The organism is Mesorhizobium sp. CNPSo 4671, from assembly GCF_057784245.1.
Map to the genome: position 1 here is coordinate 53,956 of NZ_JBWLUW010000015.1, position 21,052 is coordinate 75,007.

General features: G+C 64.0%; 26 protein-coding genes. 11 read left to right on the forward strand and 15 right to left on the reverse strand.

The window, feature by feature from the left end:
* The first annotated feature begins 112 nt into the window (after positions 1–112).
* The 3 genes from AC04SF_RS30985 (at position 113) to AC04SF_RS30995 (ending at position 2,539) form a co-directional block, all read left to right on the forward strand.
* Positions 113–793, forward strand: coding sequence for an outer-membrane lipoprotein carrier protein LolA (locus tag AC04SF_RS30985; protein WP_488480885.1), 681 nt, complete (start codon positions 113–115; stop codon positions 791–793).
* Positions 794–1,090: 297 nt separating this feature from the next.
* Entirely contained in the window at positions 1,091–1,897 is an 807-nt protein-coding gene (locus tag AC04SF_RS30990; RefSeq protein ID WP_488480886.1) for an exodeoxyribonuclease III, read from the forward strand.
* Between the two features lie 24 nt (positions 1,898–1,921).
* On the forward strand, positions 1,922–2,539 hold the full coding sequence (locus tag AC04SF_RS30995; protein ID WP_488480887.1) for a GNAT family N-acetyltransferase: 618 nt from the start codon (positions 1,922–1,924) through the stop codon (positions 2,537–2,539).
* A 2-nt stretch (positions 2,540–2,541) separates the two neighbouring features.
* Here AC04SF_RS30995 and AC04SF_RS31000 read toward each other — a convergent pair whose 3' ends face one another.
* Entirely contained in the window at positions 2,542–2,997 is a 456-nt protein-coding gene (locus tag AC04SF_RS31000) for a cyclic nucleotide-binding domain-containing protein (RefSeq protein ID WP_488480888.1), read from the reverse strand.
* 122 nt (positions 2,998–3,119) lie between these two features.
* Complete coding sequence (locus tag AC04SF_RS31005) at positions 3,120–3,803, reverse strand: response regulator transcription factor (protein WP_010912284.1); 684 nt, start codon at positions 3,801–3,803, stop codon at positions 3,120–3,122.
* Between the two features lie 144 nt (positions 3,804–3,947).
* Between AC04SF_RS31005 and AC04SF_RS31010 the strand changes: the two genes are divergently transcribed.
* Positions 3,948–4,484 carry a L,D-transpeptidase family protein gene (locus AC04SF_RS31010; protein WP_488480956.1) on the forward strand — a complete coding sequence of 179 codons (537 nt, stop codon included), beginning with the start codon at positions 3,948–3,950 and terminating at the stop codon, positions 4,482–4,484.
* Positions 4,485–4,555: 71 nt separating this feature from the next.
* On the opposite strand, the gene AC04SF_RS31015 is transcribed toward AC04SF_RS31010, so the two are convergent.
* Positions 4,556–4,807 (reverse strand): hypothetical protein, encoded by a 252-nt coding sequence (locus AC04SF_RS31015; RefSeq protein ID WP_488480889.1) that lies wholly within the window; start codon positions 4,805–4,807, stop codon positions 4,556–4,558.
* Between the two features lie 130 nt (positions 4,808–4,937).
* Here AC04SF_RS31015 and gcvA point away from each other — a divergent pair, with 130 nt between their 5' ends.
* Positions 4,938–5,867, forward strand: coding sequence for a transcriptional regulator GcvA (gcvA, locus tag AC04SF_RS31020; RefSeq protein ID WP_488480890.1), 930 nt, complete (start codon positions 4,938–4,940; stop codon positions 5,865–5,867).
* Positions 5,868–5,895: 28 nt separating this feature from the next.
* On the opposite strand, the gene AC04SF_RS31025 is transcribed toward gcvA, so the two are convergent.
* The 7 genes from AC04SF_RS31025 to tsaD form a co-directional block, all read right to left on the reverse strand.
* Positions 5,896–6,639 carry a glycosyltransferase family 25 protein gene (locus AC04SF_RS31025; RefSeq protein WP_488480891.1) on the reverse strand — a complete coding sequence of 248 codons (744 nt, stop codon included), beginning with the start codon at positions 6,637–6,639 and terminating at the stop codon, positions 5,896–5,898.
* A 16-nt stretch (positions 6,640–6,655) separates the two neighbouring features.
* Complete coding sequence (locus AC04SF_RS31030; RefSeq protein ID WP_488480892.1) at positions 6,656–7,072, reverse strand: DUF1761 domain-containing protein; 417 nt, start codon at positions 7,070–7,072, stop codon at positions 6,656–6,658.
* Positions 7,073–7,200: 128 nt separating this feature from the next.
* Positions 7,201–7,899 (reverse strand): class I SAM-dependent methyltransferase, encoded by a 699-nt coding sequence (locus AC04SF_RS31035; RefSeq protein ID WP_488480893.1) that lies wholly within the window; start codon positions 7,897–7,899, stop codon positions 7,201–7,203.
* Positions 7,854–8,279 carry an EVE domain-containing protein gene (locus AC04SF_RS31040; RefSeq protein ID WP_019861976.1) on the reverse strand — a complete coding sequence of 142 codons (426 nt, stop codon included), beginning with the start codon at positions 8,277–8,279 and terminating at the stop codon, positions 7,854–7,856. The genes AC04SF_RS31035 and AC04SF_RS31040 overlap by 46 nt, the downstream gene beginning before the upstream one ends.
* Positions 8,280–8,316: 37 nt before the next feature.
* A complete protein-coding gene (locus tag AC04SF_RS31045; protein WP_202352247.1) occupies positions 8,317–8,613 on the reverse strand; it encodes a YciI-like protein in 297 nt (98 codons plus the stop codon).
* A 37-nt stretch (positions 8,614–8,650) separates the two neighbouring features.
* Positions 8,651–9,682: an NAD(P)H-dependent glycerol-3-phosphate dehydrogenase gene (locus tag AC04SF_RS31050; protein WP_488480894.1), complete on the reverse strand. Its 1,032-nt coding sequence runs from the start codon at positions 9,680–9,682 to the stop codon at positions 8,651–8,653.
* The gene (tsaD, locus tag AC04SF_RS31055) at positions 9,679–10,764 is read right to left on the reverse strand and encodes a tRNA (adenosine(37)-N6)-threonylcarbamoyltransferase complex transferase subunit TsaD (protein ID WP_488480957.1); all 1,086 of its coding nucleotides are present in this window, start codon (positions 10,762–10,764) and stop codon (positions 9,679–9,681) included. Before tsaD ends, AC04SF_RS31050 begins: the two co-directional genes overlap by 4 nt.
* A 158-nt stretch (positions 10,765–10,922) precedes the next feature.
* On the opposite strand from tsaD, the gene hemC reads away from it, so the two are divergent.
* From hemC to AC04SF_RS31085, 6 genes are all read left to right on the forward strand, one after another.
* Positions 10,923–11,849, forward strand: coding sequence for a hydroxymethylbilane synthase (gene hemC / locus AC04SF_RS31060; protein WP_488480895.1), 927 nt, complete (start codon positions 10,923–10,925; stop codon positions 11,847–11,849).
* A gap of 2 nt (positions 11,850–11,851) precedes the next feature.
* Entirely contained in the window at positions 11,852–12,568 is a 717-nt protein-coding gene (locus AC04SF_RS31065) for a uroporphyrinogen-III synthase (protein ID WP_488480896.1), read from the forward strand.
* Positions 12,569–12,678: 110 nt separating this feature from the next.
* On the forward strand, positions 12,679–14,154 hold the full coding sequence (locus AC04SF_RS31070; protein ID WP_488480897.1) for a COG4223 family protein: 1,476 nt from the start codon (positions 12,679–12,681) through the stop codon (positions 14,152–14,154).
* A 10-nt stretch (positions 14,155–14,164) separates the two neighbouring features.
* On the forward strand, positions 14,165–15,766 hold the full coding sequence (locus AC04SF_RS31075; protein WP_488480898.1) for a heme biosynthesis HemY N-terminal domain-containing protein: 1,602 nt from the start codon (positions 14,165–14,167) through the stop codon (positions 15,764–15,766).
* A gap of 37 nt (positions 15,767–15,803) precedes the next feature.
* Positions 15,804–16,283: a tellurite resistance TerB family protein gene (locus AC04SF_RS31080; protein ID WP_096451580.1), complete on the forward strand. Its 480-nt coding sequence runs from the start codon at positions 15,804–15,806 to the stop codon at positions 16,281–16,283.
* Positions 16,284–16,301: 18 nt separating this feature from the next.
* Positions 16,302–17,015 carry a glutamine amidotransferase gene (locus tag AC04SF_RS31085; protein ID WP_488480899.1) on the forward strand — a complete coding sequence of 238 codons (714 nt, stop codon included), beginning with the start codon at positions 16,302–16,304 and terminating at the stop codon, positions 17,013–17,015.
* Positions 17,016–17,034: 19 nt separating this feature from the next.
* Here AC04SF_RS31085 and AC04SF_RS31090 read toward each other — a convergent pair whose 3' ends face one another.
* From AC04SF_RS31090 to AC04SF_RS31110, 5 genes are all read right to left on the reverse strand, one after another.
* Positions 17,035–17,343: an NIPSNAP family protein gene (locus AC04SF_RS31090; RefSeq protein ID WP_096451576.1), complete on the reverse strand. Its 309-nt coding sequence runs from the start codon at positions 17,341–17,343 to the stop codon at positions 17,035–17,037.
* Positions 17,344–17,381: 38 nt separating this feature from the next.
* The gene (locus tag AC04SF_RS31095; RefSeq protein WP_488480900.1) at positions 17,382–18,620 is read right to left on the reverse strand and encodes an MFS transporter; all 1,239 of its coding nucleotides are present in this window, start codon (positions 18,618–18,620) and stop codon (positions 17,382–17,384) included.
* Positions 18,621–18,781: 161 nt separating this feature from the next.
* On the reverse strand, positions 18,782–19,882 hold the full coding sequence (locus AC04SF_RS31100) for an aminotransferase class I/II-fold pyridoxal phosphate-dependent enzyme (RefSeq protein ID WP_488480901.1): 1,101 nt from the start codon (positions 19,880–19,882) through the stop codon (positions 18,782–18,784).
* Positions 19,883–19,952: 70 nt separating this feature from the next.
* The gene (locus AC04SF_RS31105) at positions 19,953–20,447 is read right to left on the reverse strand and encodes a hypothetical protein (RefSeq protein ID WP_488480902.1); all 495 of its coding nucleotides are present in this window, start codon (positions 20,445–20,447) and stop codon (positions 19,953–19,955) included.
* Between the two features lie 77 nt (positions 20,448–20,524).
* Entirely contained in the window at positions 20,525–20,983 is a 459-nt protein-coding gene (locus tag AC04SF_RS31110; RefSeq protein WP_202352257.1) for a Ros/MucR family transcriptional regulator, read from the reverse strand.
* Positions 20,984–21,052 lie beyond the last annotated feature (69 nt).

Genomic DNA, 21,052 nt, shown 5'->3' on the forward strand with positions numbered 1-21,052 from the left:
CTTGAACCTTGCGGCGCGTTGAAGCGAGGAGCACCGTCCGTCCGCCAAACTTCAGCCCAACTGGGGGCTCAGGACAGCGACAGATACAGGAATCACCACGAGAGTGACCGCCATGAAAAACGATCTTTCAGCCCTCGGCAATTTCGCCCCGACCCGCCGCCAGCTGCTTGGCCTCGGCCTTGTCGCCGCGGGGGCCGCCGCCCTCAATGTAGTGCCAGGCTTTGAATTGCTGGCCTCGGCGCAGGCCGCCGTGCCCCCTGCCGCGCAGAAGATCGCCGACCATTTTTCCTCGGTCAAATCGATGAGCGGCGAATTCGTGCAGTTCGGCCCCAAGGGCGAGCAGACCGGCGGCAAGTTCTTCCTCGAGCGGCCGGGCAAGATCCGCTTCAATTATGACGGGTCATCGAATTTCAAGGTGATTTCGGACGGCAAGTCGGTGGTCATCCTCAACAAGAAAATGAAGACCTCCGATCTTTATCCGCTGTCGAAGACGCCGCTGAAATTGCTGCTCGACGACCGCATCGACCTCTCCGGCGACCGCGTCAAGAGCGTCAAGGAAGAGGACGACCTCACCACCATCAAGCTTTCCGACAAGTCGATTTTCGGCAATGCGATGATCACCATGATGTTCGATCCGAAGACCTATGATCTGCGCCAGTGGACGATCACCGACGCGCAGGGCAAGGACACCACGGTGATGATCTTCAACACCAAGGAAGGCGTCAGCTTCGCGCCCGACACCTTCGCCATCGATTACACGGCCAACCGAGAGCTGAACACCAAGACGCGCTAAGGTACGCAGATATTCAGGTGAGGCCGGCCTGCGAATGGCGGCTTCCTGCGCTTCCCAGTTCTACTGCGTCGCAGTAGAACTGGGCTCACGTACTCTAAGTACGCTCCGCTCCAGTTCTCGGAAGCCGTCTCGACTCAGCCTGACCTGAATCTCAGCGAACCTTGGGTCCCGCCCAAGCACAGCCCGGCTTGTCTTTACGGCGCCCGGCTGGCAATTTCCGGACTGACTCCCTCAAAAGGCGTCTTCTCTGTCAGGGTCCACCGGTCCTGGCTGGAATCACGCTGTCCCGGATTGCCAATGCCCTTTTCGATTGCCACCTGGAACATCAACTCCGTCCGCCTGCGCATGCCGATCGTCGAGCGACTGCTCGATGAGTACGCCCCCGATGTGCTCTGCCTGCAGGAAACGAAAGTTCCCGATGAGCTGTTTCCCGAAAAGGCATTCCGCAGGCTCGGCTACCAACACATCGCCTTCCATGGCCAGAAGGGCTATCACGGCGTCGCGACGGTGGCGCGGCGGCCGATCGAGGTGGTCGAAAAGCGACGCTTCTGCGAGATCGAGGACAGCCGGCATCTGTCGGTGACGGTACGGGCCGGCGGCAAGACGATCCTGCTGCACAATTTCTACGTGCCGGCTGGCGGCGACGAACCCGATCCCGAGATCAACAAGAAATTCAAGCACAAGCTCGATTTCGTCGCCGAGATGAACGCCATCCGCGCCGAGCATAGCGAGGTGTCCGCCTCGGTGCTGGTCGGCGACCTCAACATCGCGCCGCTCGAGCACGATGTCTGGTCGCACAAGCAATTGCTGAACGTGGTCAGCCACACGCCGGTCGAGACCGAAAATTTCGAGGCGATGCGGTTGGCGGGCGACTGGGTCGACCTGATGCGGCTTAACGTGCCGCTAGACGAGAAGCTCTACACTTGGTGGAGTTATCGAGCGCAGGATTGGGAAGCGTCGAACCGAGGCCGACGGCTCGACCATGTCTGGTCGTCGCCAAACCTGGTGCCCAGTTTTGCCGGCTACGAGATCCTGCGCGCCGCACGCGGCTGGGACCGGCCGTCGGACCATGTGCCGGTGATTGCGCGGTTCGATCTGGATTAGGCCGGAGGCCAAAGTGGAAGTCGAATGGAGATAGTGGCAGCACGAGAGCCGGATGTGACATCGGCGGCCGCCTGTCTGGCGGCTGCCTTTGCCGATGATCCGCAAATGGCTTTTTTCTTCTCGGGCGATCCTGCGCAGCGTCAGGAACTGGTGACGGAGTTCTTCTCGATCCTGATGGCGGCGCGCCTGGCGCTTGGAATGCCTGTGCTGCTGCTAAAGAGCGAGGGTCGCATCCTTGGCGCGGCGATGGGCTATGATACGCAGCGGCTTGAATGGCCTCTGGCGCACCAGCGCAGATGGGCTTTGCTTCAGCAAAGGCAGGCATCGATGGCTTCGCGCTTCGAGAGGGCAGATGCCATAAGTGAAGAATACAAGCCGCAGGAACCGCATTTCTACCTTGGGGTCCTGGGTGTTCACCCCTCGATGCAGGGAAAGGGGGCTGGCGGCGCGCTCATCAAGGCTTATTGCGATCTTGCCGATAGAGATCCTGTCTCGGCAGGGACGTTTCTCGAAACCGCACAACGCAAGAATTTGGCTTTCTATAAGCACTGCGGGTTTCAACTCCTCGGCCAAGGTGAACTTGCGCCCGGGAAGCCATTCTGGTGCCTGTTCAGGGCAAAACCCGTTCGAGACGGTGGTTAAACCTACCCGCCAAACCGCGGCGCCAGTTTCTCGATGCGGGCGATCATGGCCTGGAAATCGTCGAGGATGCGCTGGTGCAGCTTCACCGCCACGTCGGGATATTCCTCCAGGATGCGGCGGAACATCTTGCGGCTGAGCCGGATCACCTCCGAGTCGATTTCGGCCGACGCGCTGGTCAGCCGGTTGGTGTCGGCGATCAATGCCAGTTCGCTCAGGATGGTGCCGGGGCCGGCGGTGCCGATCGGGATGCGTTCGCCGCTCTGCTCGCGATAGAGCACGATGCGTCCGCTGACCACGACATAGGCCGAATCGGCCTCGTCGTCCTCGCGGTAAAGCTTGTGGTTGGCCTGCAGCAAGGTGTTCTCGGCGCCGAAGGCGAGCAGGCGCAGCTGTTCCTGCGTGAAACCCTCAAAGAGCCTCACGGCGGACAGGATGCGGATGTCGTCATCCAACGCCATCTCTAGCTGCGTCCCCGAACGGTCAGTCCAATCCCTCCTTCACGAGTCGATCCTTAATCCCCTCCAACAGGATCGCACCCGAAAGCGGTCCCGCCCAGACCGCTCATTGGATAATGAAATGTTTAAGGAACCAGCTTGTAGCCACCGCTTTCTGTCACAAGAATTTCTGCATTGGAAGGATCGCGCTCGATCTTCTGGCGCAGCCGGTAGACATGGGTTTCCAGCGTGTGCGTGGTGACGCCGGAATTGTAGCCCCAGACCTCCTCGAGCAGCACGTCGCGCGTCACCACCTTCTGGTCGGCGCGGTAGAGATATTTGATGATCGAGGCTTCCTTCTCCGTCAGCCGCACCTTGCCGCCGCGCGGGTCGATGAGCAGCTTCTGGCTGGGCTTGAACGTGTAGGGGCCGACCGAGAAGGTGGCGTCCTCGCTCTGCTCATGCTGGCGCAGCTGGGCACGGATGCGCGCCAACAGCACCGCGAAGCGGAACGGCTTGGTGACATAGTCGTTGGCGCCGGCCTCGAGACCCAGAATCGTGTCCGAATCGGTGTCGTGGCCGGTCAGCATGATGATCGGGGCCTTGTAGCCGCCCTTGCGCAGGATCTTGACGGCCTCGCGGCCATCCATGTCGGGCAGGCCGACATCCATGATGAGCAGGTCGATGAGGCCGCCGCGCGCCGCGGTGACGCCTTTTGCCGCAGTCGCTTCCTGCAGGACGTCGAATTCCTCGTAGAGGGCGAGTTGCTCGACCAGTGTGCCGCGCAGGTCGTCGTCGTCGTCGACGATTAGGATGGTGCGTGAAGTCATGGATCAATCCGTTGTTTTGAAAATGAAATTCAGTTGACCGCTGCGTATTTATGCGGAAGCTGGCCGACACAATAGCCGATCACAGTGATTTGTTCCGTGGCACGATCATACAAGAAAAAATGCGATCGCAATGCAGCCGGCGCAATTTTGGCAAAAGGGCTGCGTGTCCTGACCGTGCGGACAAGGCCCGGTCATCCAACCCAGGGTCTGCTGCAGGCCGGAAAAACGGTGTTTGCCTGCGCGCTGGGACGCGGCGGCATCTCGGCGGACAAGCACGAGGGCGACGGCGCGACGCCGCTTGGCTCGATGCGGATCCTGTCGGGTTACTTTCGGGGGGATCAGTTTGCCGGTGGCCGCAGGACCCGGCTGGCGATGACGCCGATCGGGCCCGATCTCGGCTGGTGCGAGGTGCCGGACGACCGCAACTACAACAGGCCGGTCAAGATCCCCTATGGCGCCAGCCACGAACGCATGCGGCGCGACGACCGGCTCTACGACGCCTGCCTGGTGCTCGACTGGAACATTTCGCCGCGCCGCCGCGGGCGCGGCAGCGCCATCTTCTTCCACCTGGCCCGCCCAGGCTTCACGCCGACGCAAGGCTGCGTCGCGGTGACCGCGCGCACAATGGCGCGGCTCTTACCGCTGCTGTCGGATAGGACGGTGATGAGGGTGGTGAGGTAGGGAAGTAGGCAGTAGGCAATAGGCAATAGGCAGTAGGGCAAGATACTCTCTTACCCCTAATGCCTATTCCCCTAATTCCGCTTCTGCCAACCCGTCCCCAGCAGGCCGATTTCGCGGAGTTCCCGGTCCATCACTTGTGCGACGTCCCTGCGTTCGGCGCCGATGTCGCGCAACTGGCTCTCGGAGAGGCCCTCAACGGACTCGTACGGAAGCCGGGCGGCGACCCGCGCCTGGCGCAGCCAATCGATTGTAGCGTGCAGCCAGGCTGCGATGCCGGAGTGCGATTTCAGGGCAGTGTGGGATTTCAGAGCGATGTCGGTCATGGCTTTGTCCGGTTTCTCCAGATGTCAAATCTGGTTTGAAGGTATCTCGATGCTGCAATCATGCCGGATTGAAAAATAAACGGGAAACGAGTAGTTCTTTTCAAATCATCAAGTTTTATTTGGAGATCGGATGTCCCGCCTCCTGCCCGGAACGCGCGCATTGAGGACCTTCGAGGCGGCGGCGCGACACCTCAATTTCACCCGCGCCGCCGACGAGCTTGGGCTGACGCCCGCGGCGGTCAGCCACCAGGTCAAGGAGATCGAAGACCAGCTCGACCTGGTGCTGTTCACGCGCACCAGCCGCACCATGCGGCTGACGGAAGCCGGAAACGTGCTGTTAGAAGCCTCGATCGACGCGCTCGACCTGCTCAATCGGGCGGTGTCGCGGGCTCGCAAGATGACGCGCGGCACGGCGCTCTTGAAAGTGACGCTCGACGCGCAGTTCGCGACAAAATGGCTGATGCGGCGCATCGACGATTTCCGCCATCAAAGGCCGGGCATCGAGCTGCGCTTCGACATCACCTACGATGTCAGGGATTTCGAGCGCGACGATGTCGATATCGGCATCCGCTTCGGCACCGGCAAATATCCGGGGCTTTGCGCGCACCGGCTGTTCGACAATATCATCATTCCGGTGTGCAGCCCGGCCCTACTTGCTTCTGGCCCGCCGCTCAATGAACCGCGCGACCTTTTCCGGCACACGCTCGCGCATATCGAATGGTCGCGGCAAGGCGTCACCTGGCCGAACTGGCGCATGTGGATGCAGGCGGCCGGCGTCGACGATTTCGACGACAGCCGCACCCTCGTCTTCGGCTCCTCGACTGACGCCACGCAGGCGGCTCTGGACGGCAATGCCGTGGCGCTGGCCGACTTCGCCATGGTGGCCAACGATTTGTCGCAAGGGCGCCTCGTCCGTCCCTTCGAACTCGGCATCAAGGTCGCGCCGGAGTTCGCCTATTTCCTGGTCTATCCGGAAACCGCGAAGGACGACGCCCGCATCGTCGCGTTTCGCGAATGGCTTCTCGAGGAGGCGGCAAAGACCCACGGCACGGAGGCATGAGCCGGCTGCGCCAGGTCCGATCTTCCGGTCATGACCGGGCGTTGTGGCCGAAGATCATGCGGGTGTATTTCTTCCATTTCCATTTCAGGCTTTTGTACAAACGCGGATAGTTTTTCGCGGAAATGGACGTCTGAAACGCCCCGTTCTCGCTGCCCTGTTCGACAATCGGACGTTCGAACCACAGCATCTCAATGCCGAGCTTCTCGTCCATCTGTTCGACCTGGTGGTCGATCGAGGTGTATATCTTGTTCTGCTCGATCCAGGCGCAGCGGGCTTCGGCGACCGGGCGGGTGATGAGATAGGAATCGGTGCATCTGGCATGCAGTGCCGGGTAAAGCCTCTGGCCCTTCCGCAATTTCCAGCTCGGTGTGTAGTAGTTGCTGCCATTGCCGAGATAGATGACGGCCTTGCGCGCAGGGCTGCCGAGTTCGGCAAGCCCCTGCCGGAACTTGGCGACGAAGTCGCGGGCGAGGAAGACGTCATCCTCGAAGACCAGGCAATAGGGCAGGTCGGTCTCGAGGAAATCACGCCAGATGCCGACATGTTTCAGCGCCAGCGAGACGGCTGGCGGGTGGGTAAAGGCGGGCGCGACCAGCTCGTTGCGGATCTCCGGGGTGATATCGGGCCGGTCCCAGTCCGTGTAAAAATAAACCGGCACGCCGCGCCGCTCGAATTCGCGGACAATATGGCGGCGCCGGTCGTCATAGCCCTGCTTGACGTGACAGATCCGGGTGAACACCAGGTCGCGTGGAAATCCCTGCTCATCCGCCATCGTCAACGCGCCCGTCTCAGCTTGCCGCGGCGCCGAACCAGCCGATCACCGCACCGATGATCAGCAAGACGCCGAGCCAATGGCCGCCATCGATGAGGGTCAGGTCCCAGCCGAAATTCTCGTAGCGATGATTGACCGACAGCGTCGTGGCGACGAAACCCAGCCAAAGCACGAAGCCGAAGACAAGCCCGGCAAGCAATGTCGGCTCACCACCGGTCATCGCGCCGACAACCAGCGCCATGATGTAAGCCATGACCAGTTCGGCGATGAAGCTGATGACGAAAGGCAGCGGCGATTTCTTCACCGTCGCCGGATCGAGCTTGGCGGCTTTCAGCCACGGCTTGCTCAACCCCATGTACCAGGCGGCGCCGAACAGCCAAGCCACGACGGCGGCGGCGATGACCGCCAGCCAGTTCACTGCTGAAAAATCCATGAGCTTCCCCCTCCTGACGCAGGCCATGTGACATCTTTTTGTTTTGACGCAATTCCGGACGAAAAACCGCTAAGCACTTTTCCTGGAATTGCTCGATGCACGTTGTATCAAGCGCTTCGGCGATGGCGTCAAGCAAAGCGCCAGACGGTGGTGCGCTTGACCAGGGAATCTTCCAGCGCCCGCGTGACTTCCACCTCATAGACCGCAAGCGGCTCCAGCCCCGATTTCGGCATATAGGACCGGCCGGGATCGCCGACGAAGATCTCGGCGCCACGCGCCTTGAGCGTCGCGAACCATGGCATCAGGCTATCGGCGAAGGATTTGTCGTAGAAAACATCACCGGCGAGCACCACGTCCCAGCCCGCATCGGTGCCGATGCAGTCGCTGCCGAGGAAGTCGACCCCAACGCCATTGGCCTCGCTGTTGAGGCGGATCGCGGTGGCGCAGAACGGGTCGATGTCGGCGGCGATCACCCCGGCCGCACCAGCCTTGGCGGCAGCGATGGCGACGAGGCCGGAACCCGAGGCAAAGTCGAGCACGCGCTTGCCCCGCACCGTGTCGGGATTGTCCAGGACATAGCGGGCGAGGCCCTGGCCGCCGGCCCAGGCAAAGGCCCAGAAGGGCGGCGGCAGGCCGATCTCGACCAGTTCGTCCTCGGTCCGCTGCCAAAGATCGTGGGCTTCATCGGCAAGGCGCAGCAGAATCTCAGGCACGTGCGGCGGCGCCATAAGCGCCGTGTTGTCGAGGATGAACTGCTTGGCGCTGTGTGGAGTGAGCGCCGTCACGGAGCAGGCGTCAGGCCGCCCATGCGGCAGACTTCCTTCCATTCGGCCGGGGTGACCGGCTGCACGGAAAGCCGCCCAAGCCGCACCAGCGCCATCTCGGCAAGCTTCGGATTGGCTTTTACCTGTTCCAGCGTCGGCGGGTTCGGCACATCGCGAACCGCGCGGATGTCGACGCATTCCCAGCGCGGATCGTCGGAGGTGGTGTCGGGGTGGGCCAGCGCGCAGACCTCGGCGATGCCGACGATGTTGAGCCCCTCATTGGAATGGTAGAAAAAACCGAGATCGCCGATCTGCATGGCCTTCATATTGTTGCGGGCGGCGTAGTTGCGCACGCCGTCCCATTGCGTGCCGGCCTTGCCCTTGGCCTTCAACGCCTCGAAGGAGAAAACCGAGGGTTCGGATTTGAACAGCCAGTAGTTCATGTTTTCTCCTCCTTGCGATCCAGGTGCGGCGACTGGATTAACTAGCCGCCGGCTTGTTGAACGTCCAGTTCCACTGGCGGATTTCGACGCTTTCGAACAGTCCGGCCTTGGCATAGGGGTCTGCGGCCGACAAGGCCTGGGCGGCGGCCAGATCCGGCGCCTCGACGACCACGAGGCTGCCATTGGGCTTGCCATCGGCATCGAGGAATGGACCGGCAAAGGCCAGTTTCTTCTGCGCATTCAGCTCCTCGAGAAAGGCGACATGCACGGGCCGCGTGTCGAGGCGTATCTGCAGGCTTCCCGGCTTGTCCTTGCAAACAAAAGCAAACAGCATGGTCTTCTCCTGGTTCTTGGGATCGAGGTCGAGGGGATCAATCGTTGGTTTCGGTCTTCAGTGGCCGGGTCATCAGGGCCGTCACGGCCTGGCGGATGGTGATGGTGCCGTCCAGTATGGCCGCGACGGCGGTGATGATCGGTGCGTCGATGCCACGTTCGGCGGCGATGCGGGCGGCGATCGCCGCCGTCGGCACGCCCTCGGCCAGCGGCAGTCCGGCAAGCGCCTTGCCTTGCCCGAGCGCCAGCCCGTAGGCGAAATTGCGCGATTGCACCGACGAGCAGGTCAGCAAAAGGTCGCCAAGGCCGGAAAGCCCCATCAAGGTCTCGGGCCTGGCGCCGAAGGCGGCACCGATGCGGCGCAGTTCGACGAAGCCGCGCGTCACCATGGCGGCCTGAGCACTGGCGCCGAGCCCGGCGCCAGTGACGGCACCGGCGGCAATGGCAAAGACATTCTTCAAGGCGCCGCCGATCTCCACGCCGATCAGGTCGTCGCTGGAATAGCAGCGCAGGTTTTCGGCGGAAAAGCGGGCGGCAAGGTCCGCCGCCAGGGTCTCGTCGCCGGCGGCGACCACCACCGCCGTCGGCAGGCCGCGGGCGACATCGGTGGCAAAACTTGGGCCGGAGAGCGCGGCGACCGGGTTTCGCGGCAGGATTTCGCTAGCGATGGCCGACAGCAAGGCGCCGGTGTCGCGCTCGATGCCCTTGGCGCAGAGAACGAGCGGGATGCCATCAGGCATATGATCCTTCGCTACCGCCAGTGTCGCACGCAGCGACTGCGCCGGCGTCACCGCCAGCACGCAATCGGCCCCGGTGAGCGCTGCCGCAATGTCGGATGTCGCCTCGATGCCGGGTGCAATGGCGATGCCGGGCAGGTAGCGCGGATTCTCGCCGCGGCCGATCGCGGCCACGGTTTCCGGGTCGCGCGCAAACAGGCGTACCGAATGGCCGGCGCGCAGCATGGCCAGGGCCAGCGCTGTGCCCCAGGCGCCGCCGCCGAGCACGGTGACGCGCCAGCTGCCTTTCCCGGGATTGCCGACGTCTTGGCCGCTCATGGCTTCATCAGTCATGCCTTGGCTCCGCGCCGGCCGGAACCAACCATCGGTGCCGAGATGCTGTCGAGCGGCCAGCGCGAGCGCGGCACGAAATCGAAGCCGTTCTCCTGCGCCATGCCTTCGCGCAGCCGTTCGATGCCGGCCCAGGCGATCATCGCGGCGTTGTCGGTGCACAGTTTGAGCGGCGGCGCGACGAAGGTGAAGCCGACGTCAGTGCAGAGGCGTTCCAGCGTCGCCTTGATGGTGCGGTTGGCGGCGACGCCGCCGGCAACGACCAGAGCCGGGTTCTTCGTGCCGGGGAATGTCTGGCTGAATCGTGCCAGCGCGCGGGAGACGCGGTCAGCCAGCGCATCGGCGACCGCGGCCTGGAATGAGGCGCAGATGTCGGCGACGTCCTGGTCGCTCAAGGGCTCGATCGCTGTCGCTGCCTGACGTACCGCGGTCTTCAGGCCGGAGAAGGAGAAGTCGGGCTGCGCCGAGCCCTTCATCGGGCGAGGAAAGGCGAAGCGCTTGTCGTCGCCCTTCTGTGCCGCCTTCTCGACATTCGGGCCGCCGGGATAGGGCAGGCCGAGCATCTTGGCGGTCTTGTCGAAGGCTTCGCCGAGCGCGTCGTCGATGGTGGTGGCCCAGCGCTGATAGTCGCCGACGCCGCGCACGGCCAGGATCTGCGTGTGACCGCCGGAGACCAGCAGCAGCAGATAGGGGAATTCGAGCCCGTCGGTCAGCCGCGCCGTCAACGCATGGCCTTCGAGGTGGTTGACGGCGATCAGCGGCTTGCCGGCTGCCGCGGCGATCGCCTTGGCCGTCATCAGCCCGACGATCAGGCCGCCGACCAGGCCGGGGCCGGCTGTGGCGGCGATCGCATCGATATCGGCAAGGGCCGTGCCCGAATCGGCAAGAGCGGCCTCGACTATGCCGTCCAGCGCCTCGACATGGGCGCGCGCGGCGATCTCGGGCACGACCCCGCCGAAGGCGGCATGCTCCTCGATCTGGGAAAGCACGATATTGGACAGGATTTTCGGCGCGGCATCGCCTTCGAGCGCCACGACACTGGCGGCGGTCTCGTCGCAACTCGTCTCAATGCCCAGAACACGGATCAATTCGTCGCTATCCCAAGAGATTGTTTATCGGGCCTTTCCCCGTTAGGAGAAAGCCCGGAAAAGGCCTCGGTTATTTCAGCCGCATTTCTGCGAAGCCAAGTGGCTCCACTTGGCTGCAAAATGCTCCGGCCGGGGGTTATCACGGACGGCGCGCCATGCAAACAACCTTGAAAATCGGAACACGCGGCAGCCCGCTGGCCTTGGCGCAAGCGCATGAGACACAGGCGCGGCTGATGGCCGCGCATGGCCTGCCGGCGGAAGCGTTCGAGGTCGTCGTCATCTCGACCAGCGGCGACCGCATCCAGGACCGGCCGCTGTCGGAAGCCGGCGGCAAGGGCCTGTTCACCAAGGAGATCGAGGAAGCACTGCTGGCGGGCGCGATCGACATCGCCGTGCATTCGTCGAAGGATATGCCGACGCAACTGCCGGACGGCCTGGAACTCTCGGCCTTCCTGCCGCGCGAGGATGCGCGCGATGCTTTTGTCGGCAAGGCGGCCAAGACCATCGCCGAACTGCCGCGCGGGGCGAAGGTCGGCTCGTCGTCGCTCAGGCGGCAAGCGCTGATCCGCCGCATGCGGCCGGATCTCGACGTGGTGATGTTCCGCGGCAATGTGCAGACGCGGCTGCGCAGGCTTGACGAAGGCGTTGCCGCCGGCACCATCCTCGCCTATGCCGGGCTGAAGCGGCTGGGTCTGGAGCATGTCGCCACCGATCTGATGCCGCTCGACATCTTTCCGCCCGCACCCGGCCAGGGCGCGATCGGCATCGAGACCCGGATCGGCGACCGCGCTGCTGAAAAGATGCTTGCAGCCATCCACGATGTGCCGACCGGACATGCGCTCGCCTGCGAACGCGCCTTCCTGGCGGCGCTCGACGGCTCCTGCCGCACGCCTATCGCCGGCTATGCCTCGGTCGAGGCCGGAAAGCTCTCCTTCGCCGGGCTGATCATCTCGCCCGACGGCAGGCAGTCGCACACGGTCGAGCTGCAGGGACCGGCGCAGGATGCCACCCGCATCGGCGATGAAGCCGCACGGTCGGTGCGGGCCAAGGCCGGTGAAAAATTCTTCGACGGCTGGCTCTGAACATGCTTCGCGTCCTGGTGACCAGACCGGAACCGGGCGCCTCGCGCACGGCGCGGCGGCTTCAGCAGGCAGGCTTTCAGCCAATCGTTCTGCCGCTGACCGAAACGGTGGCTTTGCCTGTCGACGCGGAGTTCGTCACCGGCGATGCCATCGCGGTTGCCGTCACCAGCGCCAGTGCCGTGCGTCATGCCTCAAACGAGGTCATCGCGGCGCTTGCCGCCCTACCTTGCCATGCCGTGGGCGCCAGGACCGCCGAAGCGGCGCGCAAAAAGGGGTTCTCTTCGGTCCTTGAAGGTTCGGGCGATGCCGAGGCGCTGGCCGACAGCATCGCGATGGCGCTTCCCGGCAAGGCAATCACCTATCTCTGCGGACGCGTGCGGTTTCCAGTGTTCGAGCAGAGGCTGGAAGCTGCCGGAGTCCAGGTCCGGGCCGTGGAGACGTATGACACGTTGCCCGTGCCGTATTCCGACGAGACCATCCTTGCGCTGCTGTCCAGCCAGCCGGTCGATGCGGTGCTGCTCTATTCGGCCAAGGCCGCCGCTGCCATGCAGCTCCTGGCCAAACAGCCTGTCCTGCAAGGGGCCTTTGAAAAGACACAGGTTTTCGCGCTTTCCGCGCGCATAGCCGCTGCTTTCGGCGACAGCCCCGGCAAAGCAATCCACGTTGCGCCGCAGCCCGACGAGGAGGCGCTGCTGGCGCTTTTGCGGGTGATGCCCTGAGCCGCGTCATCACACCGCCCCTTTTCACCGCTTGGTGATGTGCTAGACCCTTTCTGAACCATCACGCGCCGGCAGGCGTTGAGACGAAGCGAATTTTGCGGAGCCCAGGCATGGTCAAGACGCCGAAGATGCGACACTCGAAAAGCCGCCGCGAGCCGGTGACCATCGATCTCGAACCTGGTGCCGTCTCCCGAATCGTCGACGAGGATGCCGCCAAGGATGCGGCCCAGACCGATGAGGCGAAGGCCGAGGAAACCGCTGATGCCTCGCAGCCGGAGGTTCCCGAAGAGCCGGTGCATGCCGACCAGACCGATCTCGAACCCTGGGAGCATGCCGATGCTGCCCCTGGGCAGGCCGGGACCGAGCCGTCCGCGGAGGCCAAGGCCGTTGAGCCCGAGCTGCCCTATCCCGGCTCGGATACGCCAGCCGATCGCACTGCCGCCTCTGACTACAATTTCGAGGATGCGACGGCCAAGCGCACCGTAGACGGCAAGACAAAAACCCAGACACGGGACGAAAAGATGGCGTCGACACCGGCTGTGGCAAAGCGTGGCGGCCTCAACGGCATCGCCGCCGGCATTATCGGTGGCGTCATTGCGCTCGCCGGCGCCGGCGGCCTGCAATTTGCCGGCCTGCTCGGTGCGCCGGGTTCGGGTTCCGGTGTCTCGCTCGACGGCGTCAACAGCGAGATCGCTTCGCTGAAGAGCGAAATCGCCGGCCTCAGGGAAGCCGGTGGCAACAACGACGCAGCGGCCAAGGTGGTCGGGCTTTCCTCGGGACTGGAGCAGGTAAAGGCGGATATCGCGGCGCTGAAATCGGCGGTCGAACAGGGCGGCGCTGGCGACAATGCCGGACTTGCCGCCCTCGGTGACAAGGTCAAGCAGATCGAGACCGCGGTCGCCGCCCTCGGCAAGGCCGGCAGCGCGGCGCCGGTCGATCTTGGCCCGCTCAACGCAAAACTGGCGGATCTCGACGCGCTGGTGAAATCGGCGGGCGAGGCGGCGAAAGCGCAGGACGGCCGGCTGACCGCGCTGGAACAGTCGGTGTCGCAGCTTTCGGGCAAGGTCGAGGCAGCGGCAGGACAGCCGAAGATCGCGCTCGCCATTGCCGCGTCCGCCCTAAAGTCGGCGCTCGAACGCGGTGCGCCATTCTCGGCCGAACTCGATACGCTGGCCGCGATCTCACCCAACGCGCCGGAGATTGCGACCTTGCGGCCCTATGCCGAAAAGGGCGTTTCGACCCGTACCGAGATCGCCGCGCAGATGGACGCCGCCGCCAATGCCATGGTCGCCGCTGCAACGCCGATCGATGAGAATGCCGGCTTTCTGCAGAACCTGATGTCGAGCGCCGAATCGCTGGTCAAGGTCCGGCCGATCGGCGCCGTCGAGGGTCCCGGCGCGCCGGAAACCGTGGCGCGCATGGAGGTGGCGGTCACCCAGGGCGACTATGCCAAGGCGCTCGGCGAATATAATTCGCTACCTGAGGCCGTGAAGGCCGCCGGCGCCGACTTTGCCGGCAAACTCAAGGCGCGCATCGAGGTCGAAACCCAGGTCGACGCGCTGATCTCCGGCGCGATGAAGGCATGAGGGCAACACGATGATCCGCCTGCTCGCCTTCCTCATCGTCGTCTTCGCGCTTGGGCTCGGCTTTGCCTGGCTGGCCGACCGGCCGGGCGACATGGTCGTCACCTTCAATGGCTACCAGTATCAGGTCAGCCTGATGGTGGCGGCGGTTGCGGTCGTTGCCGTCGTCGCCGCCGTGATGATCCTGTGGTGGCTGATCAGGTCGCTGTGGAACAGCCCCTACACCATCTCGCGCTATTTCCGCGTGCGCCGCCGCGACCGTGGCTATCAGGCGCTGTCGACCGGCATGATCGCCGCCGGCGCCGGCGACGGCGCGCTGGCCCGCAAGAAGACCAAGGAAGCGGCCAAGCTGATCCGCTCCGACCAGGAACCGCTGATCCATCTGCTCGAAGCGCAGGCGTCGCTGCTCGAAGGCGATCATGAAGGCGCGCGGCAGAAGTTCGAGAGCATGCTCGACGATCCCGAAATGCGGCTGCTCGGCCTGCGCGGGCTTTATCTGGAAGCCGAACGGCTGGGCGACCGCAATGCCGCCCGCCACTATGCCGGCCGTGCCGCCGCCGTTGCGCCGCAACTGGCCTGGGCGGCCGAATCGACGCTGGAAGAGCTCACCGCGCGCGGCGACTGGGACGGCGCCTTGAAGCTGGTCGATGCGCAGAAATCGACACGGCAGATCGAGCGCGACGCCGCCAATCGCCGCCGCGCCGTGCTGTTGACCGCCAAGGCGCAATCGCTCGCCGATAGCGATCCCACCGCTGCCAGGACAGCGGCACTCGAGGCCAACAAGCTGCGGCCGGATTTCGCCCCGGCCGCCGTTGCCGCCGCTGCGGCGCTGTTCAAGCAGAACGATGTGCGCAAGGGCTCCAAGGTTCTGGAGACGGCGTGGAGGGCCGAGCCGCATCCGGAGATCGCCGAGCTCTACACCCATGCAAGGCCGGGCGACGCGGTGCTCGACCGCCTCAACCGGGCGAAAAAGCTGCAGGAGATGAAGAAGAACCATGCCGAATCGTCGATGACGGTGGCGCGTGCCGCGCTCGACGCGCAGGACTTTTCGACCGCCCGCCGCGAGGCCGAGGCGGCGATCCGGATGGACCGCCGCGAAGGCGCCTATCTGCTGCTGGCCGACATCGAGGAAGCCGAGACCGGCGACCAGGGCAAGGTGCGGCAGCTGCTGTCCAAGGCGGTGCGGGCGCCGCGCGATCCGGCCTGGGTCGCCGACGGCGTCGTGTCGGAGCGCTGGGCGCCGGTGTCGCCGGTCACCGGACGGCTCGACGCCTTCGAATGGCGCGCGCCGATGGAGCGGCTTGGCCAGTTGATCGACAGCCGTGACGATGCGCCTGAGACCACGGTGCCGGTCATCGAGGCGCTGGCGAAGCCGGCCAGTGAAAAGCCGATCGACGCGGTCGAGCCGGCCACGGCGGGCAGCGAGACGACGGGCAAGGGCACCGATAGAAGCGAGGACCAGGTCACGCCGGTCACGGCGGCTGCGTTCGCCGCGGTGCCGGCCGATGCCGAGGCGGTTGAGCCGGCGGAAGAACTGGCGCGGCTGCCGGACGATCCGGGCGTCGATCCGGACGAGGAAGCGGAAAAGTCGCCGCGCCGGTTCCGGCTGTTTTGATATTGGGCCGGCCCTTGGGCCGTTGGGGAATGGATTGATGTTCGAACGCGTTCTGTCGTTTCTCAGGGATTTGCCCGCCGGACCCGGCGCGCAGGCCAGCACGGACGATCCGCGCGTCGCGGCTTCAGCGCTGCTCTACCATGTGATGAACGCCGACGGGGTACGCCAGGATGTCGAGTGGGAACGGTTCAAGGCGGTGCTCTCCGAGAGCTACTCGATCAGCGGCGCCGAACTCGAAGCGCTGGTCGCCGCTGGCGAGCGGGCCGACAATGAGGCGATCGATCTCTATGCCTTCACCAGCGTGCTCAAGCGCCATCTCGACGCGGACGGGCGCAAGGCCTTCATCGGCCTGATGTGGGAGATCGTCTATGCCGATGGCGAACTGCACGAGCTCGAGGACAATACGGTGTGGCGTGTCGCCGAACTGATCGGCGTCGAGCGTCACGACCGGGTCGAGGCGCGCCGCAAGGCGGCGGCGCACGCGCCGGGCGCCCGTGGAACATCCAGCGACGAATAGACGGGATCTCGCCTGACGATGCCGCGCGCAATGAGCTCGAAGCCAAAAATCCTGATCGTGCTGCATCAGGAGAATTCGAGCCCAGGACGCGTCGGCCACATGCTCATCGAAGAGGGTTTCGAGCTCGACATCCGCCGGCCGCCGCTTGGTGACGCCTTGCCGGAGACGCTGGACGGCCATGCCGGCACGGTGGTGTTCGGCGGGCCGATGAGCGCCAATGACGAGGACGAGTTCGTCCGCCGCGAGACCAACTGGCTGGAAGTCCCGCTCCGGGAGAACCGGCCATGCCTCGGCATCTGCCTCGGCGCGCAGATGCTGGTCAACCATCTCGGCGGCAAGGTCGAGGGTCACGGCGAAGGGCTGGTCGAGATCGGCTGGTATCCGCTCAAGGCGACCGAGGCCGGCCGGAAACTCATGCACTGGCCCGAAATGGTCTACCAGTTCCACCGCGAGGGGTTTTCGCTGCCGAAGGACGCGACGCTGCTGGCGACGGCCGATACCTATCCCAACCAGGCCTTCCGCTATGGTGACAATGCCTGGGGTATCCAGTTCCACGGCGAACTGACCCGGGTAATGATGCAGCGCTGGGTGGTGCGCGGCGCGCACCGCTTCGAATTGCCGGGCGCGCAGCCCGGCCGCGATCACCTCGGCGGCCGGCTGATCTGGGACATGCATCTGAAGCGCTGGCTGGACGAGTTTTTGCGCATGGTGTTCGGCAGGCTGGTGCGGTAGCCCCTATCCTGCAATTTCCCTAGGGTTCGAGCACCGGCCGCATGAAGCTGCGCTCATAGCTGAGAATGCTGCGATTGCGCTTTTCCGTCTCAAATACTTCCTGGCATTCCGGGTCGGCAGCCATCCGCTTGCGATAGTCCTCGTAGTCGGCAAGGCTCGGAAAGCTGAACATGGCATAGGCGATATTGTTCGCTCCTTCGCTCGGAAGGAAATAGCCATGATGGTTTCCGCCGAGACGATTGACCAGACCGATCCAGCGGCGGCCATATTCTTCAAACTCGGCAAGCTTGTACGGGTCAATGACATATTTCAGGTGACAGGTGATCATGGGAGTTCCTGTGACAGGGTGGTGTATCTTGCTGACCCTTAGTTGCGCCCGTTGAGATGGCGAACCCGGCGCAATTGCGGGAACAGGTACGCCCACAGTCCCGCCACCGCGACGGCGCCGATGCCGCCGATCACCACGGCCGGAACCGTGCCGATCAGCGCTGCCATGATGCCGGCGCGGAATTCGCCGACTTCGTTGGAGGCGCCGACGAAGACCTGGTTGACGGCGTTGACGCGGCCGCGGACATGGTCGGGGGTCCACAGCTGGATCAAGGTTTCCCTGATGTAGACGCTGAACATGTCGGTGGCGCCGAGGAAGACGAGTGCCGCGATCGACAGCCAGGTGATGGTCGACAGGCCGAACAGCACGGTGAAGGCACCGAACGACGCGGCGGCGCCCAGCATGATCATGCCGGCATGGTTGCGGAGTGGATGGCCGGCCAGCCAGATTGCGACGCAAATGGCGCCGATGCTGGGCGCCGAGCGCAGCAGGCCGAGCCCCCAGGGGCCGAGCTGCAGGATGTCGCGCGCATAGACCGGCAGCAGCGCGGAGGCGCCGGACAAAAGCACGGCGAACAGATCGAGCGAGATGGCGCCAAGCACGATCTTCTCGCTCCAGATATAGCTGAACCCGCCAAACAGGTTCTGCAACGTCGGCTTCTCGGTCTCGGTGCGTTGCGCAGGCTTCGGGATGGTGAAGATCAGCAGCCCGGACGCAAGCATCAGCACGGCGGCGGTGCCGTAGGCCGCCTCGGCCGACACGCCGTAGAGCAGGCCGCCAGCGACCGGGCCGACGATGGTCGCCGTCTGCCAGGCCGACGAGTTCCAGGCGATGGCGTTGGCGAAATCCTCGGCCGGCACCAGATTGGCAAACAGCGAGGCCGAGGCCGGGCCGAAGAAGGCGCGCGCCACGCCGAACATGGCGAGCACGCAGAAGATCGGCAGCGGTCCGCTGATGCCATGCAGCGTCAGGGCGAGCAGCGCCAGGGCGCAGATCGCCTCCACCACCACCGCCAGCGCCATGATCAGGCGGCGGCCGAAGCGGTCGGCGACGACGCCGGTGACCAGCACTAAGAGCAGTGACGGCAGGAACTGGACGATGCCGACCAGGCCGAGATCGAGCGGGTCGCGGGTCAGGTCGTACATCTGCCAGCCGACCGCGACGGACACGATCATGGTGGCGAAGGTGGTGAGGAAGCGCGCCGCCCAATAGCTCAGGAAGGAGCGGTGGCGAAACGCGGCATAGCGCTGGTCCGGCGAAATCTGTGCGGCAGTCATGAAATGGGGCCCCGTTGCGATGGCATCGGCCGGCGGGGCACTTCCCGGATGGGCGCTGGTCCGACCAATGGAACGTCTAACAAAGTTCGCGGCGGGATGTGCGTTAAAATCAGGCCTGGATCAAGGGATTTTCAGCCTGCTCTCTCGATCGCACAGGGAAGTTACCGTCGCAGCGCGGCCGATATGGCGTCGAGGCCGCCGCTCAATTCGGCTTCCGTCGGCCAGCCGAAGCCGACACGGAAGAAGCGCTTTTCCATTTCGAACCAGTGGCCGGGCCCGACATAGGTGCCGTGGTTTTCCAGCAGGTTCACATAGAACCGGTCGAGATCGAAGCCGGGTTCGACATTGAGGCGCGGGAAGCCGACGACACCGCCTTCGGGCCTGATCCAGTCGACCAGCGGCTCGCGGTCGATCCAGGCCTGGACGATGTCGCGGCGCTTGGCCATTTCGGGCAGCAGGGCTCCCAGGAAGGCGCCGCGGCGCTCCAGCATGCCACGCGCAATGCCTTCGTCGATGACGCTGCCACAGATGCCGATCTGCTCCTTGGCGGCAAGGAACGTCTCCTGAAGCTCGACATCCCGGGTGATCAGCCAGCCGATGCGGATGCCGGGAATGCCGAAGGCCTTCGACAGCGACGAGACGCTGATCGCCTTCTTGCTGAGTGAGGCAGCCGATGGCAGGCGCCTGCCATAGGAGAGGTCGCGATAGGTCTCGTCGACCAGCAAATGGCAGTTGCGGCTCTCCGCGAGCGCCACCAGCGCGTCGAGATCGGCTTGGCCCATCATCGTGCCGGTCGGGTTGTGCGGACACGTGACGCTGATCAGCCGAGTGTTCGGCTGCATCGCCGCCTTGACGGCCTCGACGTCGATGGCAAAGCCGTCCTCGAAGGCGAGGTCGACGAAGCTGATGGCGCAGCCGATCGCGCGCGGGGTTTCGATGTTGGTGGCGTAGTTGGGCCTGATGACGACGAGGTGGTCGCTCGCCGACAAAAGCGATGTCGAGATGATGAACAGCGCGCCGGCGGCACCGGCGGTGACCAGCACATCGTCAGGCGAGACGCCGGCATCCTGCGCCGCGATCAGCGCGCGCAAGTCCTTGTCGCCGCGATGCTCGCCATAGAACAGCGTTAGATCAGGCAGTGACAGGCCGATGTCGGAGAGCTTCTGGTCGGCGATCGAGCTTTCGGAGAGATTGTAGCGGATACGGTCGTAGCCGTATTCCTCCGGCGCTTCCTTCTCGATCACCATCCTGGTGTAGTTCATGGCTTCCCCCGGAGACGTTAGCTCTAAGCTCCATCTCAGCAGCGAAGGCCTGTTGTCAACGATCTGACCTTCAAACCACAAATTCGGGATAAAACATTCGGAAAGCTCTTACCCAGGCGGCAGCTTTTCCGTAGCCGGCGACGATATCGTTCTGATCTCGAACCAGCAGGAATTCGAGATCCGCCTTGAAGCATATGTGGTCTACTCCGCCCTTGTCGCCATGAGTCAAGGAAAGTGGGACAGAGCTTTCGAGTTCAAAAATGGCGTCCGGACGGGAAACTCGGCCGTGCAACTCCGTTATCACATAGAGAGGTCCGCCGATCTGGTCCTTCATCGTCGCATAGAACAAAAGGAAGAAGGCAGGTCCTCTCGTCCTGTAGGCTTCCACGTCGATGCCATCCAGGGGCCGGCTTCTCACCGGCTTAAGATCAAATGCCTTTCCGTATTTCGCCAAAAGACTGGCGTATAGTCGGCCAAGTGCCGGCTCGCGCACGATCTCATAGCGCGAGTCGTACATATCAAGCCCATGCTCGAAATAATCGTCGGTCTCGTTTATGAAGTGCATGGCCTGTCAGAGCGCTTGTCATGAGATTGATTGCAAGACGTGTAGCTCTGACAGGGCATTCAGCCAAACAGTTGGCCTCAGGCCGCGACCTTGGCCTTGCGGCCCTTGGCCTTGACAGGCGCCACTTCGACGGCCTTGCGGCCGAGGCCGATCGACTTCGCCAGTTGCGAGCGCGAGGCCGCGTAGTTGGGGGCAACCATCGGATAGTCCGCCGGCAGGCCCCATTTGGCGCGGTAGGCGTCCGGCGTCAGGCCGAAATGCACGCCCAGATGGCGCTTCAGCGATTTGAACTTCTTGCCGTCCTCGAGACAGATGATGAAATCCGGCGTCACCGACTTCTTCGGGTTGACGGCGGGAACCAGGGGTGCCGCCACCGGCACGGCCGGCTTGCCGAGCCCGGCGATCGAGGTGGCGACGCTGGCGATAAGGTCGGCCAGACCGGAGGCGGGCAGGCGGTTCTTCTCAACGTAAGCGGACACGATGTGGGCGGTCAGTTCGAGAAGGTCGATACGAGCGTCGTTGCTATCGTCGGTCAATGTTTCCTCCGTCTATGGTGCACGGCCTCGAAAATCGGGAGCGTTTTCGAAAGGACGAGGCACAAAAAA

Bases quoted from the DNA above. Each gene is read 5' to 3' on its own strand.
- AC04SF_RS31050 (WP_488480894.1), bottom strand. From the start codon at position 9,682: ATGACTGATGAAGCCATGAGCGGCCAAGACGTCGGCAATCCCGGGAAA.
- AC04SF_RS30990 (WP_488480886.1), top strand. From the start codon at position 1,091: ATGCCCTTTTCGATTGCCACCTGGAACATCAACTCCGTCCGCCTGCGC.
- AC04SF_RS31090 (WP_096451576.1), bottom strand. From the start codon at position 17,343: ATGATCACCTGTCACCTGAAATATGTCATTGACCCGTACAAGCTTGCC.
- AC04SF_RS31030 (WP_488480892.1), bottom strand. From the start codon at position 7,072: ATGGATTTTTCAGCAGTGAACTGGCTGGCGGTCATCGCCGCCGCCGTC.
- AC04SF_RS31100 (WP_488480901.1), bottom strand. From the start codon at position 19,882: ATGAACTACACCAGGATGGTGATCGAGAAGGAAGCGCCGGAGGAATAC.
- gcvA (WP_488480890.1), top strand. From the start codon at position 4,938: ATGTCCCGCCTCCTGCCCGGAACGCGCGCATTGAGGACCTTCGAGGCG.
- AC04SF_RS31000 (WP_488480888.1), bottom strand. From the start codon at position 2,997: ATGGCGTTGGATGACGACATCCGCATCCTGTCCGCCGTGAGGCTCTTT.
- AC04SF_RS31070 (WP_488480897.1), top strand. From the start codon at position 12,679: ATGGTCAAGACGCCGAAGATGCGACACTCGAAAAGCCGCCGCGAGCCG.
- AC04SF_RS31025 (WP_488480891.1), bottom strand. From the start codon at position 6,639: ATGGCGGATGAGCAGGGATTTCCACGCGACCTGGTGTTCACCCGGATC.
- AC04SF_RS31035 (WP_488480893.1), bottom strand. From the start codon at position 7,899: ATGGAAGGAAGTCTGCCGCATGGGCGGCCTGACGCCTGCTCCGTGACG.
- AC04SF_RS31040 (WP_019861976.1), bottom strand. From the start codon at position 8,279: ATGAACTACTGGCTGTTCAAATCCGAACCCTCGGTTTTCTCCTTCGAG.
- AC04SF_RS31105 (WP_488480902.1), bottom strand. From the start codon at position 20,447: ATGCACTTCATAAACGAGACCGACGATTATTTCGAGCATGGGCTTGAT.
- hemC (WP_488480895.1), top strand. From the start codon at position 10,923: ATGCAAACAACCTTGAAAATCGGAACACGCGGCAGCCCGCTGGCCTTG.
- AC04SF_RS31085 (WP_488480899.1), top strand. From the start codon at position 16,302: ATGCCGCGCGCAATGAGCTCGAAGCCAAAAATCCTGATCGTGCTGCAT.
- AC04SF_RS31095 (WP_488480900.1), bottom strand. From the start codon at position 18,620: ATGACTGCCGCACAGATTTCGCCGGACCAGCGCTATGCCGCGTTTCGC.
- AC04SF_RS31015 (WP_488480889.1), bottom strand. From the start codon at position 4,807: ATGACCGACATCGCTCTGAAATCCCACACTGCCCTGAAATCGCACTCC.
- AC04SF_RS31075 (WP_488480898.1), top strand. From the start codon at position 14,165: ATGATCCGCCTGCTCGCCTTCCTCATCGTCGTCTTCGCGCTTGGGCTC.
- AC04SF_RS30995 (WP_488480887.1), top strand. From the start codon at position 1,922: ATGGAGATAGTGGCAGCACGAGAGCCGGATGTGACATCGGCGGCCGCC.
- AC04SF_RS31080 (WP_096451580.1), top strand. From the start codon at position 15,804: ATGTTCGAACGCGTTCTGTCGTTTCTCAGGGATTTGCCCGCCGGACCC.
- AC04SF_RS31005 (WP_010912284.1), bottom strand. From the start codon at position 3,803: ATGACTTCACGCACCATCCTAATCGTCGACGACGACGACGACCTGCGC.
- AC04SF_RS31065 (WP_488480896.1), top strand. From the start codon at position 11,852: ATGCTTCGCGTCCTGGTGACCAGACCGGAACCGGGCGCCTCGCGCACG.
- AC04SF_RS31045 (WP_202352247.1), bottom strand. From the start codon at position 8,613: ATGCTGTTTGCTTTTGTTTGCAAGGACAAGCCGGGAAGCCTGCAGATA.
- AC04SF_RS30985 (WP_488480885.1), top strand. From the start codon at position 113: ATGAAAAACGATCTTTCAGCCCTCGGCAATTTCGCCCCGACCCGCCGC.